Source organism: Streptomyces sp. AcH 505, from assembly GCF_000818175.1.
Lineage (GTDB): Bacteria > Actinomycetota > Actinomycetes > Streptomycetales > Streptomycetaceae > Streptomyces.
Genome location: NZ_JTIY01000001.1, coordinates 6,277,015 through 6,292,788 on the forward strand (window position 1 = coordinate 6,277,015; position 15,774 = coordinate 6,292,788).

The 15,774-nt window shown below is 69.3% G+C and carries 8 protein-coding genes and 1 pseudogene; 8 read left to right on the plus strand and 1 reads right to left on the minus strand.

The window, feature by feature from the left end; all coding sequences use genetic code 11:
* Positions 1–12 precede the first annotated feature (12 nt).
* The 4 genes from HY68_RS42970 to HY68_RS27965 all read left to right on the plus strand — a co-directional run bounded on the left by HY68_RS42970 (position 13) and on the right by HY68_RS27965 (position 8,658).
* The gene (locus tag HY68_RS42970) at positions 13–1,995 is read left to right on the plus strand and encodes a ricin-type beta-trefoil lectin domain protein (RefSeq protein WP_078863825.1); all 1,983 of its coding nucleotides are present in this window, start codon (positions 13–15) and stop codon (positions 1,993–1,995) included.
* Positions 1,996–2,068: 73 nt separating this feature from the next.
* On the plus strand, positions 2,069–5,977 hold the full coding sequence (locus HY68_RS27955) for a GH92 family glycosyl hydrolase (RefSeq protein ID WP_157874413.1): 3,909 nt from the start codon (positions 2,069–2,071) through the stop codon (positions 5,975–5,977).
* On the plus strand, positions 5,974–7,446 hold the full coding sequence (locus HY68_RS45580; protein ID WP_078864009.1) for a glycoside hydrolase family 76 protein: 1,473 nt from the start codon (positions 5,974–5,976) through the stop codon (positions 7,444–7,446). The genes HY68_RS27955 and HY68_RS45580 overlap by 4 nt, the downstream gene beginning before the upstream one ends.
* A gap of 66 nt (positions 7,447–7,512) precedes the next feature.
* Complete coding sequence (locus HY68_RS27965; protein WP_041993929.1) at positions 7,513–8,658, plus strand: SGNH/GDSL hydrolase family protein; 1,146 nt, start codon at positions 7,513–7,515, stop codon at positions 8,656–8,658.
* A 147-nt stretch (positions 8,659–8,805) separates the two neighbouring features.
* Here HY68_RS27965 and HY68_RS27970 read toward each other — a convergent pair whose 3' ends face one another.
* On the minus strand, positions 8,806–9,348 hold the full coding sequence (locus tag HY68_RS27970; RefSeq protein ID WP_041993932.1) for a DUF4232 domain-containing protein: 543 nt from the start codon (positions 9,346–9,348) through the stop codon (positions 8,806–8,808).
* An 808-nt stretch (positions 9,349–10,156) separates the two neighbouring features.
* Between HY68_RS27970 and lanKC the strand changes: the two genes are divergently transcribed.
* The 4 genes and pseudogenes from lanKC to HY68_RS44150 form a co-directional block, all read left to right on the plus strand.
* Positions 10,157–12,853 (plus strand): class III lanthionine synthetase LanKC, encoded by a 2,697-nt coding sequence (gene lanKC / locus HY68_RS27975; RefSeq protein ID WP_041997383.1) that lies wholly within the window; start codon positions 10,157–10,159, stop codon positions 12,851–12,853.
* Between the two features lie 36 nt (positions 12,854–12,889).
* Complete coding sequence (locus HY68_RS27980) at positions 12,890–13,021, plus strand: SapB/AmfS family lanthipeptide (RefSeq protein ID WP_041993935.1); 132 nt, start codon at positions 12,890–12,892, stop codon at positions 13,019–13,021.
* Between the two features lie 171 nt (positions 13,022–13,192).
* Complete coding sequence (locus tag HY68_RS27985; RefSeq protein ID WP_063779683.1) at positions 13,193–14,992, plus strand: ABC transporter ATP-binding protein; 1,800 nt, start codon at positions 13,193–13,195, stop codon at positions 14,990–14,992.
* A pseudogene (locus tag HY68_RS44150) lies at positions 14,989–15,774 on the plus strand (ABC transporter ATP-binding protein); the annotation flags it as partial. The gene HY68_RS27985 and the pseudogene HY68_RS44150, both read left to right, overlap by 4 nt.

Here is a 15,774-nt window from a genome sequence, read left to right on the forward strand (position 1 = left end):
GAGAGGTGCCCGATGTCGAGACCTGTCCGTGGGCCACGCCCGCATCCGCGCCGGCGGTTCCACATGCTGCTCGGGGCGGGCGCGTTGGCCCTGGCCGTGTCCACCGTCACCGGTACGGGGCTGGCGGCGGGCCCGGCGGCCGCCGCGAGCGCCCCAGCCCGACCGACGCTGACCTTCGCCGACTCCGCGACGCAGGCAAAGCTCGGAGCCCCCTACACCAAGGCGCTGGCCAATTTGCTCGACACCAACACCGTCAGCTACGACCCGGCGGTGTACAACTCCTCCGGACTGATGACCGATGATCCGCAGACGTTCATCCGGGCGGGCGGCGGCTACGACCAGCCGTGGACCCGGGACGCGGCGGTGAACAGCTGGAACGCGGCGAGCCTGCTGGAGCCGAAGCAGGCAGCGAACACCCTCTGGTCGGCTGTGGTCAAGCAGTCCGACGGGCAGCTGATCGTCCAGCAGGACAACGAGCAGTGGGACCAGGTCGTGTGGATGACGGGTGCCTGGAACCACTACCTGGTCACCGGTGACCGGACCTTCCTCACCCATGCCTATCAGGTGGCCACCAACACCCTGAATCTGCGCAGGAGTCAGAACTTCAACAGCAGTCGCGGGCTGTTCCAGGGGCCGTCCTTCTTCAATGACGGCATCGCGGGCTATCCGGCGCCGCCGGCCGACAGCGCGGAAAGCCACGGTGGTTACGTCGGCGACTACGCGGCGACCGCGACGATGATGACGCTCAGCACGAACGCGGTGTACTACGCGGCCTACCGCAGTACCGCCCAGATGGCCGCGGCCCTGGGCAGGCCCGCCGGTGAGGTGAGCGCCCTCGGCGCGTCGGCCGACACGCTGAAGACGAAGATCAACCAGAACTTCTGGATCCCCGACAAGGGGCTGTACGGCTACTTCGTCCACGGCGACGACGGCATGTCCGGCCAGCTGGACCGGACGGAGGAAGGCACCGGCCTGTCCTTCGCCGTGCTCTTCGGTATCGCCGACTCCGGCCAGGCGCAGTCGATCATGCGCAACGCGCACGTGCAGCCGTACGGCATCGTGGACACCTACCCGAACTACGCCCGCTACAGCGACGCCAAGCCCGGCCGGCACAACATGGTCGTCTGGCCGATGGTGCAAGGGTACTGGGCCGATGCCGCCGCGCAGACCGGCAACCAGGCGCGGTTCGCGAACGAGGTCCAGGCCCTGGCCGGACTCGCCAACTCCAGCGGGCAGTTCGCCGAGATCTACAACGCGCAGACCGGAGCGGTGGACGGCGGCTGGCAGACCGGCGGCCACTGGACCGCCGCTCCCGACCAGACCTGGTCGGCGACGGCGTACCTGCGGATGATCGACAACGATCTGTTCGGCATGAAGTTCAGCACCACCGGCATCGACTTCCGGCCGACGCTGCCCGCCGGGTGGGGCGACGCCACGCTGAACGGCGTCCGGTACCGGGGCGCGACGCTGAACATCGCGCTCCACGGGTCCGGCAACGTCATCAGTTCCTTCAAGATCGACGGCACGGCTTCCTCGACGCATGCCGTCTCCGCCGCGCTGACCGGCGCGCACACCGTGGACATCACCCTCTCCGGAGCGCAGCCCCTGCCCAGCACCGGCACCATCCTGTCGGGCGCGAACAGCGACAAGTGCCTCGACCTCAACGCCAACGCCACGGCGAACGGCACGCCCGTCCAGCTGTGGGACTGCAACAACACCACGGCACAGAGCTGGACGCGCCAGACGGACGGCACAGTGCGCGCCAACGGCAACTGCCTCGACATCAACGGCGCGAGCACCGCGGACGGGGCGCTCGTCCAGGAGTGGGCATGCAACGGCGGCTCCAACCAGCAGTGGAAGGTCACCAACGGCACCCTGGTCAACCCGGCGTCCGGCAAGTGCCTCGACGTCCCGGGCGGCAACACCGCCAACGGCACCCGGCTGGAGATCTGGACGTGCAACGGCGGCGCCAACCAGCGCTGGGCGACACCGTGACCCCGCGGCCGCCCAGCCCGCATCGCACCTCACACGTTTCCTCTCGACGACGGCGTCAAGAAAGGCGTTCCTTGTGAGAATCGGCAGACCGAACAACACGGTGGCCCGCTCGCTGCTGACCGTGGCGGTCGCATTCGCCCTGACCGTGCCGACGTACGCGCTCACGCTCGCGCCCGCGGCCTCTGCCGCGCCCGCCGCTTCGGCCGCCGAGGCCCCCGCCTTCACCACCTCCTTCGAGTCCGGCCAGCCGCAGCCCACCTGGAACAGCACGGTGGAGACCAACGCGTCGGGCAGTCCGCGCACCTCCGGGATGTCCGCCGGCATGACCACCACGGTCGGCTCCGGCCCCGCGGCGGGCCCCGACATCAAACCCAACGTCGGTTTCACCGGGACCAAGGCGCTGCAGTACTCCGGCACCCACACCCAGAACGGCGGCGTGTGGGCGTGGAACAAGCTCTACAACGTGAACATTCCGGTCAGCCAGAACACCCAGCTGTCCTACGAGATCTTCCCCGAGCTGAGCCGCGGCGACCTGGCCTACCCGAGCACCTACGCCTCGGTGGACCTGCACTTCACGGACGGTACGTACCTCAGTGAGCTGTCCGGGGCGCCGCTGGACCAGAACGGCGTCAACCTGAGTCCGAAGGCACAGGGCACCGGCAAGATCCTCTACGCCGACCAGTGGAACCGCGTCGCGTCGGCCATCGGCCCGGTGGCCGCGGGCAAGACCATCGACCGTGTCCTGCTCGGCTACGACGACACCCAGGGCACGGCCAACTCCACCCAGTTCAAAGGCTGGGTCGACGACATCACCCTCGGCGCGGCGACGCCCAACACCTCGTCCAGCTACGCCCAGCACGTGGACACCCGGCGCGGCACCAACTCCTCAGGATCGTTCTCCCGAGGCAACAACCTCCCGCTGACGGGGGTCCCGAACGGCTTCAACTTCTACACCCCGGTCACCGACGCGGGCTCGTCGAGCTGGGAGTACGACTACGCGGCGCACAACAACGGTGACAACCTGCCGACCCTCCAGGCGCTCGGCGTGAGCCACGAACCGAGCCCGTGGATGGGGGACCGCGACCTGTTCCAGGTCATGCCGTCGGCCGCCACCGGCACACCCGACCTGAACCGCGGCAACCGTGCTCTGGCCTTCTCCCACGCCGACGAGATCGCCCAACCGCACTACTACGGCGTCACGTTCAAGAACGGCATCAAGGCCGAGATCGCCCCGGCCGACCACTCCGCCGCATTTCGCTTCACCTTCACCGGCAGCAGCGGCAACCTGCTCTTCGACAACCTCAACAACAGCGGCGGTCTCACTCTCAACTCCAACGGCACAGTGGACGGATACTCCGATTCCGCGATCAGCAACGGTGCCGGCGCGACCCGGATGTACGTACATGCCGAGTTCGACCGGACCCCGGGCACGGCGACCAAGGTGTCCGGTCAGGGCAGGGACAACGTCACCGGGTACGCCAAGTTCGACACCTCGTCCGACAGGACGGTGACGATGCGCATCGCCACCTCCTTCATCAGCCTGGACCAGGCGAAGAAGAACCTCTCCCTGGAGATCCCGTCCGGCACGTCCTTCGACACCGTCAAGGACTCCGCCGAGCGGCAGTGGAACACGAAGCTCGGCAAGGTGGAGGTCCAGGGGGCCACCGACGACCAGCTCACCACCCTGTACTCGAACCTGTACCGGATGAATCTGTACCCGAACTCGGGCTTCGAGAACACCGGTACGGCCACGAGTCCGGTCTACAAGTACGCCAGCCCCTTCTCACCGGCCACGGGCAGCACCACCCCCACCCAGACCGGCGCGAAGATCGTCAGCGGCAAGACCTATGTCAACAACGGCTTCTGGGACACCTATCGCACCGAGTGGCCCGCGTACTCCTTGCTGGAGGCGAACACCGCGGGTCAACTGGCCGACGGCTTCGTGCAGCAGTACAAGGACGGCGGGTGGACCTCCCGTTGGTCCTCGCCCGGCTACGCCGACCAGATGACCGGCACCAGCTCCGATGTCGCCTTCGCCGACGCCTACGCCAAGAACGTCACGAACTTCGACGCCCGTGCGGCCTACGAGGCGGCCGTGAAGAACGCCACTGTCGTTCCGACATCCGCAGGGGTGGGCCGAAAGGGCCTGGACACCTCGGAGTTCACCGGATACACCAACACCGGCCAGGGGGGCAGTATCTCCTGGTCCCTGGACGGCTACATCAACGACTACGGCATCGGCACCATGGGCGCCAAGCTCGCGGCCGACCCGAACACATCGGCCGCCGACCGTAAGAAGTACCAGGACGAGTCCGCGTACTTCCTGGGACGGGCCCGGAACTACACCACCGTCTTCAACAAGAACGTCGGATTCTTCGAGGGCCGCCAGCCCGGCGGCGCCTGGCGCGTGCCCGACAGCGGCTTCGATCCGAAGCAGTGGGGCAACGAATACACCGAGACCAACGCGTACAACTACGCCTTCACCGTGCCGCAGGACCCGAACGGCCTGGCGTCGCTGTACGGCGGCAAGAAGGGCCTCGAAACCAAGCTCGACACCTTCTTCGCCACCCCCGAGACCGCCATAGGTGACGCCGGCGGCTACGGCGGCACCATCCACGAGATGACCGAGGCCAGGGACGTCCGCATGGGCCAGCTGGGCATGAGCAACCAGCCCTCGTTCGGCATCCCCTACGCGTACGACTACGCGGGGGCCCCGGCGAAGACCCAGGCCGCCGTCCGCCAGATCCAGCAGCGACTGTTCACCGGCAGCGCGATCGGTCAGGGCTACCCGGGCGACGAGGACAACGGAGCCACCTCGACCTGGCAGATCTTCAGCGCGCTGGGTTTCTACCCGCTCCAGGTCGGCAGCGACAACTACGTCATCGGCTCGCCGCTGTTCACCAAGGCCACCGTCCACCAGGACAACGGCAAGGACATCGTCGTCAACGCCCCCGCCAACAACCGCAGCAACGTGTACGTCCAGTCACTCAAGGTCGACGGGCAGGACTGGAACAAGCTCTACCTGACCGGTACGCAGCTCAGGGCCGGCGCCACCCTGGACTTCACGATGGGTGCGCAGCCCTCCACCTGGGGCACCGGTGACAACACCCTGCCGGACTCCCTGACCCCGGCCGGCCAGGCGCCGCAGCCGCTCGGTGACACGACAGGAGCGGGACGCGGAAGCGCTGCGGCGTCCGACGGCACCAACGTCGGGGGACTGTTCGACGACTCCTCCGGCAGCCGGGTGACCTTCGCCGGTGCGACGCCCACGATCACCTACGACTACAGCGGCGGCTCGAAGCGGCAGCCCACCTTCTACACCCTCACCTCGGCCACCAACACCGCACAGGACCCCAAGAGCTGGACGCTCCAAGGCTCCACCGGCGGCTCGACCTGGACGACCCTCGACACCAGGACGAACGAGTCGTTCCCGAACCGGCTCCAGACCCGGCCGTTCAAAATCGCCGACCCGGGGGACTACTCCTCCTACCGGCTGGTGATCTCCGCAGACAACGGGGACGCGAGGACCGCGCTCGCCGAGGTCGAACTGCTCGCCACCGGTACCCAAGCCCCGGGGCAGACCGGCAACACCGGCCCCGTGGTCGCGGCCAACGGCAGCAAGTGCCTGGATGACAACGCCGCTTCGACGACGAACGGCAGCAAGATCCAGATCTGGAGCTGCAACAGCTCCCCCGCCCAGCAGGTCACCGTGGCAGGCGACGGAACCCTGCAGATCCTGGGCAAATGCGTCGAGGTCACCGGCAACGGCGGATCCGCCAACGGGACCCTCGTCGAACTCTGGGACTGCAACGGCGGCACCAACCAGAAATGGACCTACACCATCTCCACCGGCGCGCTGCGCAACCCCCAGTCCGGCCGCTGCCTCGACGTACCCAACGCCACCACCACCGACGGAACCCAACTCGAAATCTGGGACTGCAACGGAGCAAACAACCAGAAATGGACGGTACCGAGCGCATGAAACGCACGGATGAACACAGACCGTTGCTACGGCGGCTGGTGGCCGCCGTCGCGACCACAGCCCTCGGGCTGGGACTGCTGATGGGGGTGACCGGTACCTCCACGGCTGCCACCACCCCGGCGTCCAACGGCGCCGCTGCCCTGATGACGTCGTACGACGCGGGGACCGGGCTCATCGGCAACGGCTGGTGGACCTCGGCGGTGGCGATGAGCACCGTCATGACCTACCAGCAGAGGACCGGCGACGCCCAGTACCAGTCGACGTACGAGACGACGTTCAACAAGAACAAGTCGCACAACTTCACCAACGACTACCTGGACGACACGGGGTGGTGGGCGCTGGCCTGGATCCAGGCGTACGACATCACCGGCAACGCCTCCTACCTCCAGATGGCCAGGACCGACGCCGAATACATGCACGGCTACTGGGACTCCACGTGCGGCGGCGGCATCTACTGGAGCACGGCGAAGAGTTACAAGAACGCCATCCCCAACGAGCTGTTCCTCCAGGTGACCGCAGGGCTGCACAACCGTATTCCGGGAGACACCACCTACCTGGGATGGGCCAACGCCGAGTGGAACTGGTTCAACGGCAGCGGAATGATCAACAGCTCGCACCTGGTCAACGACGGGCTCACCAGCGCCTGCCAGAACAACAACGACACCACCTGGACCTACAACCAGGGTGTCATCCTGTCCGGACTGGCCGAACTGTACAAGGCGACAGGCAACTCCGGCCTGCTCGCCACGGGCACGTCCATCGCGGACGCGGCAACGTCCCGGCTGAGCAAGAACGGCATCCTGACGGAGCCCTGCGAGCCGAACTGCGGAGCCGACGGTCCCGCCTTCAAGGGCATCTTCATACGCGACCTGCGGGCGTTCGCCACCGCCGCCCGCAGCACCGCCTACGACGGCTTCCTGACGGCCCAGGCCAACTCGATCATCGCCCACGACACCGACGGCTCCGGCCAGTTCGGCCTGGTCTGGGCAGGCCCCGTGCAATCCGTCTCGTACAGCACCACGGCCGCCGGCGAGGACGCACTGGTCGCCGCACTGCCCGGGTCGGGCAGCGGCACCCCGACACCGACCGGCCCGGTGACCTCCGGCGTGAACGCCGGCAAGTGCCTGGACGACTTCGGTGCATCAACCACGGCCGGCGCCAAGGTCGATCTCTGGGACTGCAACGGCTCCTCCGCGCAGACCTGGACCGTCACCGGCGGGACGCTGCGGGCGAGCGGTCTGTGCCTCGACGTCACAGGGGCAGGGACGGCCAACGGCACCCTGGTGGAGTTGTGGACCTGCAACGGCGGCGCCAACCAGCAGTGGCAGCCGTCCAACGGCACACTGGTGAACCCCGCATCCGGTAAGTGCCTGGACGACCCCGGCTTCGACACCACCAACGGCACCCAACTGGACATCTGGACCTGCGACGGCGGCGCCAACCAGCGCTGGGCGCTGCCTGCCGCGTGAACCTCCGTACGAATCGCGCGGCGGGCGCCTCCCGTCGCGATCCCTCCCCACCGAACAGGACTGACCATGAAGAGATCCACCGTCTGTATCACCACGGCATTACTGACAACGGCGCTGATGACGGCGCTGAGTGTCGGATCGGCTTCCTCGGCAACGGTAACGGCCGGGAGCGCGGGGACGCGGGCCGCCGCCGCGGCGCCCGCCAGTCTGCGGGTCCTGCCCCTGGGCGACTCCATCACCTGGGGCGTCGGAAGTCCGTCGGGCAACAGCTACCGAGGCTATCTGTGGAACGAGCTCGCGGCCGAGGGCCACGCTCTGGACTTCGTGGGCTCGGGGCGCAACGGTCCGATGTCGGACCCCGACAACGAGGGCCACTCCGGGTGGCGTATCGACCAGATCGACTCGATCGCCGATTCGGTCCTGGCCCGGTACCGGCCCAACGTCGTCACGTTGGAAATCGGCACGAACGATCTGAACGGGAACTACGAGGTACCGACCGCTCCCGCCCGGCTGAGCGCGCTGATCGACCGGATCACCAATGCCGCTCCTGACGCGACCGTGCTGGTGGGATCGGTGATCGTTTCCACCAGTGCCGGCGAGGAGGCCAGCCGGCCGGCGTTCAACGCGACGATCCCCGGGATGGTGTCGGCGAAGCAGGCGGCGGGCAAGCATGTGCGCTTCGTCGACATGAGCGCCCTGACGGCGGCGGACCTCTCCGACGCCCTGCACCCCAACGACAACGGCTTCAGCAAGATGGCTGACGCCTTCAACGCCGGCATCCAGGCCGCCGACAGCGCGGGCTGGCTCAAGGCGCCGGTCGGCGTGGGCCAACAGGTGCAGTCCGGTGTCGCGGGGAAGTGTCTGGACGTCAACGCCGGCAGCAGTGCGAACGGCGCCGCCGTGCAGATCTGGGGATGCAACGGCACCGACGCCCAGATCTGGTCGGCGCGCACCGACGGCACGCTTCGCGCCCTGGGCAAGTGCCTGGACGCCACCGGCGCCGGCACCGCCAACGGCACGAAGATCGAGATCTGGGACTGCAACGGCGGTACCAACCAGCAGTGGCAGGTCTACAACGGTGGTTACCGCAACCCCGTGTCCGGCCGCTGCCTGGACGACCCGGCTGCCTCGACCACCGACGGCACACAGTTGGTGCTGTGGGACTGCAACGGCTCAGCCAACCAGAAATGGACTTCTCTGCAGCCGAGTTGACGGCCGAAAGAGGCGTGTGCCCGCGCCTGCGGGAGCTGTACCGGTCGTTCCTCGCGCTGAACTGATCCATATCCGAAGCCGGTGTCTCGGAGTCCGGCGGGGCGAGCCGCATCGCCCCGCCGGATCCGGTCAGCAGCCGGCCGGTGCCTACTTTCCTACCGGGTTGAGGAAGGTGGCCGGGTGTGTGGCGCCGTCCTGCTTGAGGATCTGGCCGCCGAACGGCCACTTCAGGGTGAAGTGGGTCGTCTCGTTCGGCGGGGTCACCAGGAACTTCGACGGAACGAACTTCTCCTTCTTCGGCGTGGACGTGGCCACCGGGAGCAGGGTGATGCTGAAGTCCGTCGTGTCGCCCGGTGCCAGGGCGATCTTCACGGGCTTCTCGGAGGAACGCGCCAACGACCAGGTGCCGTCGGTCGTCTGAGCGCCGGTCATGTCGACGCCCGCGAAGCCGGACAGGGTGCAGGTGCGCTTGCTCTTGTTGGTGAACCAGATGAAGGCCTGCGTCTGCTTCGCGCTCTGCCCCATCTCCGGCGCCGCGTCACCGCCCAGGGCGAAACCGGCCTTCAGGTCCGCGGTGTGGCAGCGGGTCGGCGCGGCCTTGGCGGTGGCGGCCGAGGCCGGGACGGCGGCGGCGACGGTGCCGGCGGCGACCACGGCGGCAATGGTCATCACGGTCAGCTTGCTCTTCATGAATTCGGCTCCTGGATAGGAATTGGCGAGTTTCGTAAGCGCTTCTGCGGACTTGAAGACGTGAAGTGTGCGGGAAGGGTTCGGTGCGGCGGAGAAGTTTCTTCGGAGATTTCTCGGGAGGTCGCGTCGATTTCTCGGGAGGCCGCGTCCGCTGCTTCCAGCCGGCCGTGAGCGGGCTCGGCGGATTATCGGAAAGGCTGGCTGCACATCTATTGTGACGACCTCAGCTTGTTCCGCGATCTGTTCCAGCCGCAACAAGGAACGGTCATTCCGGGAAGCTGGAATGCTGAAGGGTGTGCTGACCAGGGCAAATGTCGACTGCCTGGAACGGCCGACTGGAACGGGTAGTGCGTCGGCCGCAGAGAGGGCGCGCACCGGCCGGCTGCGGACCGGCAACATCAGGCAAGAGATGAGTAAAACGCGCATACCGCATACCGCAAGCCGCTGAAACCGCCTACCGTTTGTTGACCCTTCTCGATCATCTCTACAGAGGAGAGATGTCATGACAGCCATCGACTGTCGGAGTGAGAGTTGTTGGCAACGTTCAGGGCGGCTATTGGCCCAGCCGGATCTCGGTCAGAACCAACCTCGTCCCGCCATGACGTCTGCGCCGCGCATGCCGGGCAGTCGGTGAGCCCCTGCGTTCGGCCGCGGTCGATGTGCGGGTGGAGGGTGCATTGTGCATGTCCGCGTGCACACGCGAGACGTGACAGCGGTGACTGTTGCGGCTCTCCCGCGGCGTGGCACCTTCTGTAGCGCGCCGACAACGACACGACGTCGGCAACACCGCGACTGCAGGGGAGTGAGTGTGAATCCGGAGTACGCCGCATACTGCGAGGCGGACCGTGTCTTCTACGACGCGCCGCACCGCTCCTCCGCCGGTCGTCAGGGTGAAGGCGCGCTCTACGGTCCGGCCCGTGAGGCCGCCCCCGAGGGGTGGGAGCGGTCGCGGCGTGGTGACTGGCTCTCCCTCAGCCCGCTCGGTCTGCGGGTGCCGTCGCAGGGCTGGAAGATCCACGTCTCGGCGGGACTCGACAACGCGGAATCGGTTCTGCGGCGGGTGCTCGACTACTGTCTCCCGCGCCGGCTGCCCGTCAAGTTCATACCCGGGCCCGCCCTGTTGCATCTGCGTAACGCGAAGTACGCGGACCGGGCGGGCAGTGGCAAATTCATCACGGTGTATCCACACTCCGAGGACCAGTTCCAGGATGTGTGCGAGGGCCTGATGGCCCTTCTCGAAGGTGAGCACGGTCCCTACATCCTGAGCGATCTGCGCTGCGGCAGTGGTCCTGTCCATGTGCGGTACGGGGCGTTCGCACCGCGGTTCTGTCCCGCGCCCGACGGCCGCCTCGTACCCGCCGTCGCCGATCCGCAGGGCCGGCTCGTCCCCGATCCGCGCGGTCCTTCGCTGAACATCCCCGCGTGGGTGACACCCCCGCCGTTCCTGCTGCCGCATCTTGAGGCGCGCAAGGCCGTCGGGCTGGCCGATGTGCCCTACAGCGTCGAGGGCGCCCTGCACTTCTCCAACGGGGGAGGCGTCTACCTCGGCCGGGACACCCGCAGCGGGGAGCGTGTGGTGCTCAAGGAAGCACGGCCGTACGCCGGACTGGCCGCGGACGGGGCCGACGCGGTGGCCCGGCTGGAGCGTGAGCGGGTGGCGCTGGAGCAACTGACCGGCCTGGACTGCGTACCAGAGGTCCGGGACACCCTCGACATCGGTGAGCACCGCTTCCTCGTACTGCAGCACGTGCCCGGCGCCACCCTCAACGCCGTGTTCGCCCGCAGGTTCCCGCTCTCGCAGGCGGAGCCGACACCGGAGCTGATCGCCGAACACGCCGCGTGGGCAACGAGGTTGTACGGACTCGTCGAGCGTGCCGTGCTCGACGTCCATGAACGCGGTGTTGTCATCAGCGACCTGCACATGAGCAACATCATGGTCTCCGAGGACGAATCCCGGGTCGTACTGCTGGACTTCGAGGCCGCGTCGAGAACCGACGAGCGGCGCCGCCAGATCGTCGCCAACCCGGCGTTCGTCGCGCCGTCCGACCGGCGCGGGGCGGACATCGACCGGTACGCACTCGCCTGTCTGCGCCTCGCGCTGTTCCTGCCGCTCACCACGCTGTTCGCGATCGACCGGCGCAAGGCGGCCCGACTCGCGGAAGAGATATCCCTCATCTACGGGATACCGGAAGCCCGCCTCCGTCCGGCCGTCGAGGAGATCCTGCGGGACGCCACACCGGACACCGCGCCGATCGCCAAGACCAGGACCAGGACCGGGACCCAAACCGGGACCACGGCCGCGGTAGTGGCGGACGACCGCCCCGACGCATGGGGGCCATCGGTCTCCGCGCTCGGCGACTGGCCGCGCAGCCGGGACTCGATGGCCCGCGCGATCATCGACTCCCGCACACCGGAGCGCGACGACCGCTGCTTCCCCGGCGACATCGCCCAGTTCGCCTCGCCCGCCGGCGGCCAGTCCTTCGGCTACGGCGCGGCAGGAGTCCTCCACGCCCTCCGGGAGACCGGAGCACCCTCCTGTCCGGAGGCCGCGGAATGGCTGCTGGCCCGCGTCAAGTCCCCGGCGCCCGGCACACCCGTCGGCTTCTACGACGGACTGGCGGGCATCGCCTGGACCCTCGACCGGCTGGGACACCAGGACCAGGCGACCGAACTCGCCCTCCTCGTAGCGAAACAGCCACTCGAAGGGCTCACCGCCGACCTGCACAGCGGCTACGCCGGAGTGGCCCTCGCCCTCCACGATCTGGCCCGCGCGGCCGACACCCAGGACGCCGCCGTACTCGCCGACGCCGCCGACCGCTGTACGGCGCTGGCCGCCCGGTCGCTCACGGACGGCCCGCCCACCTCCAGGACCGGGCTGCTGCACGGCGCCACCGGCATCGCCCTGCTCTTCGTACGCCGGTACGAGGCGACCGGGGATCCCGCGCTGCTCGACCTGGCCGCCACCGCGCTCCGCCGCGACCTGGCCCGTTGTCAGGAGGGCGCCGACGGGGCGCTCCTGGTGGTCGAGGGCAAACGGACGATGCCGTACCTCGGCGCGGGCAGCGCCGGCCTCGCGACGGTCATCGACGACTACCTGCGGCACCGGCCCGGCGACGAGGCGTTCGCAGCCGCGCTGCACGCGCTGCTCCCCGCCTCCCGGTCCGCCTTCTACGTCCAGCCCGGCCTCTTCCGGGGGGTGGCCGGACTCGTGCTCCAACTGGCCCGCACCTCGGCGGGAGAGCCGGCCGACCGGCAGCGCGTCATCCGCAGGCACACCGCGCTCCTGGGACTCCACGTCATGCCGTACCAGGGTGAAGTGGCTTTCCCGGGAGAGCAGTTGATGCGGCTGTCGATGGACCTGAGCACCGGCACCGCAGGCTGCCTGCTCGCTCTGGGCAGCGCGCTCGGGGACACCCCGGCGTCGCTGCCGTTCCTGCCGCCGAACGGCGCACACCGCGCCGGACAAGGCGGCCCACAGACCGGTCCCATTCGGGGCCGTTGCTAAATCCCGCACACAACAGTCCCCAGAAAGGACACCATCATGGCTCTTCTTGACCTTCAGGCGATGGAGACCCCGGCCGAAGAGGCGTTCGGCGACGTCGCGACGGGCAGCCAGGTCAGCCTGCTCATCTGCGAGTTCAGCTCGCTGAGCGTCGTCCTCTGCACCCCGTGACGCGCGCCGTCGCGCTGACCGGTGGCTGAGGCGACCGGGCGGCTGTCGGCGGCACAGTCTGATCCCGGGCGGTTTCTCCGCCCGGGATCAGCTGTACCCGATCACCCGATCACCCGATCACCCGATTCAGCGCGCGGTGCACGCGCGACACACCGACGGAAGGATCCCGGCGTGACCAGCGCTCCCGACGTCCCGTCCGCCGGCGGTACCGCACTGGATCTCGCCCGCAGGCGGCCCGCCGCCCTCACCGGTGTCCTGGTGTGTTCCGCGGGCGCCGCGCTCGCCGCGGTGGCACTGCCCGCAGCGCTCGGCACCACCGTCGACCACATCGTGACCGGTAGGGCCGTCCCCTGGCCGGCCCTTCTGCTGTGCGCCGCACTCACCGCTGCCGAGGTCCTGCTCGACGCCGCCGCAGCCCTGCTGGGAGGCGGCGCCACCGCATGGCTGACCGCGTGGCTGCGCGGGCAGACCCTCGACCGGGTGGTGCGCGCCGAGCCCCGCCACGGCGAGACCGTCGCCCCCGGCGACCTCGCCACCCGGCTGTCCGCCAACGCGGCCGACGCCGCGTCCGCCCCCGTCACCCTGGCCGGCTCCGCCGCCGCTGTCCTCCTCCCCGTGGGCGGACTGGTCGGACTGTTCCTGATCGACCCCTGGACGGCCGCCGCACTGCTCACCGGCGCCCCCGCCCTCGTCGCCCTGCTGGTGACGTTCGCCCGGCACACGGCCGACACCACCGCCGACTACCAACGCGCGCAGGCCGACGTCGCCACCCGGCTCACCGAAGTCCTCGACGGCGCGGCGACCGTCCGGGCGGCGCACACCGGGGCCCGGGAGTACGCCCGTATCCTCGAACCCCTCTCCGCACTCGCCCGGTACGGACGGCGTACCTGGGAGGTGTACGGCCGCGCCACCGGCCGCAGCGCCGTCCTGCTGCCACTGCTCACCGTCCTGGTCCTCGCCGTCGCCGGACTGCGGCTCGCGGCCGGCGCGATCAGCGTCGGCGACCTCGTCGCCGTCTCCCGCTACGCCATGCTCGCCGTCGGTCTCGGCTCGCTGACCGGCACCCTGGGCGCGCTGTCACGCAGCCACGCCGCGGCCCGCCGCCTCGCCCCCCTGCTCGCACTCCCCGCCATGCCCCACCGCTCGCTCACCCTGCCGCCCGGCGGCCCTGGAACGCTGGAGCTGCGCGGTGTGAAGGTGGTGCGCGACGGCAACGACCTGCTGCGGGACGTGAGTTTCACCGTCCCCGGCGGTACATCGACCGCCGTCGTCGGCCGGTCGGGATCCGGCAAGTCCGTCCTGGCGGCCGTGGCGGGCCGGCTCACCGACCCCGACGCCGGAACCGTCACACTGGACGGCGTACCCCTGGACGCCGTGGAACCCGTACGGCTGCGCCATGACGTGACGTACGCCTTCGCCCGGCCGGCGCTGCTCGGCACGACCGTCGAGGACACCATCGCCTTCGGCGCCGTCCAGCCGTCGCCGTCCGAGGTGCGCTCCGCCGCACGGGCCGCTTCGGCGGACGGCTTCATCGAGCTGCTGCCGTACGGGTACCGGACCCCGCTCGCGCAGGCACCGCTGTCCGGCGGCGAACGCCAACGCCTCGGCCTCGCACGCGCGTTCGCGCACACCGGGCGGTTACTGGTCCTCGACGACGCCACCTCCGGGCTCGACACCGTCACCGAACGACAGGTCCAGCGAGACCTCGCGCGCCGGGCCGGTACGAGCACCAGAGTGATCGTCGCCCACCGGCTCTCCTCGGTCGTCGAAGCGGACCAGGTGGTGTGGCTCGACAACGGCACCGTGCGCGCGGTAGGCCGGCACGAAGACCTGTGGGCGGACCACGCCTACCGCGCCGTCTTCGTCGTCCCGCCGGCCGGGGACGAGGAGAAGTCAGCGGACAAGGAGAAGTCCGCCGAAGGGGCCGGATCCGGCGAACCGACGCTCGTCGCGGAGGAGGAGCCGCGATGACGCGCGAATCCTCCGTGACCGTGGAGCCCCGGGCACGGCGGCAGGACCCAGCGGCAGGGCGGCCGTCCGGCTCCGACGCACCGTCGTCGGCCGGCGCGCTCCGCCGCGTCGCGAGGGAAGCGGCGCCGTTCCTGCGGGCCCGCACCTCGGTCCTTCTGCGCCTGGCGGCCTGGTCGTTGGTCGAATTCGTCCAGACCTTCCTGAGCGGGTACGGGGTGGCCCGCGCCCTCGACCAGGGATTTCTGGCCGGGAGTTCGTCAACCGGTCTGCTGTGGCTGGCGGTTGCCGCTGCCGCCACCCTGCCGACCTGGCTCGCCACCCGGGGCATCTTCGCCCGACTGGCCGACCTGGTCGAGCCGTTCAGGGACGGGCTCGTACGACGCGCGGTCGCCCGAGCCCTGACGACCGCACTGGACCGGCGGACCGACACCGCCACGACCCGGTCCGTCTCGCAGGTCACCCACCAGAGCGAGATCGCCCGCGACAGCTGGGCAGGACTCGTGCTGACCCTGCGCTCCTTCGTCTTCACCGCGGCGGGCGCCCTCGCCGGGATGGCCGCCCTGGCACCCGAGCTGCTGCTCGTCGTGCTGCCGCCGCTGGTACTCGGCATGGCGCTGTTCCTGGCCACCCTGGTCCCGATGGCGGCCGGACAGCGCGCCTATCTCGGCGCAGACGAGGCGTTCGCCGCGCACGCCGGACACACCGCGTCCGCGCTGCGCGACATCGCGGCGGCCGGCGCCGCGGAACCCGTCGCGCGCGCGGGCAGGGAGCTGGCCGACCGG

Excerpts from the sequence above, each read along its gene's own strand:
- HY68_RS27980 (WP_041993935.1), top strand. The coding sequence starts at position 12,890 with ATGGCTCTTCTTGACCTTCAGGCGATGGAGACCCCGGCCGAAGAGGCG.
- HY68_RS42970 (WP_078863825.1), top strand. The coding sequence starts at position 13 with ATGTCGAGACCTGTCCGTGGGCCACGCCCGCATCCGCGCCGGCGGTTC.
- HY68_RS27970 (WP_041993932.1), bottom strand. The coding sequence starts at position 9,348 with ATGAAGAGCAAGCTGACCGTGATGACCATTGCCGCCGTGGTCGCCGCC.
- HY68_RS27965 (WP_041993929.1), top strand. The coding sequence starts at position 7,513 with ATGAAGAGATCCACCGTCTGTATCACCACGGCATTACTGACAACGGCG.
- HY68_RS45580 (WP_078864009.1), top strand. The coding sequence starts at position 5,974 with ATGAAACGCACGGATGAACACAGACCGTTGCTACGGCGGCTGGTGGCC.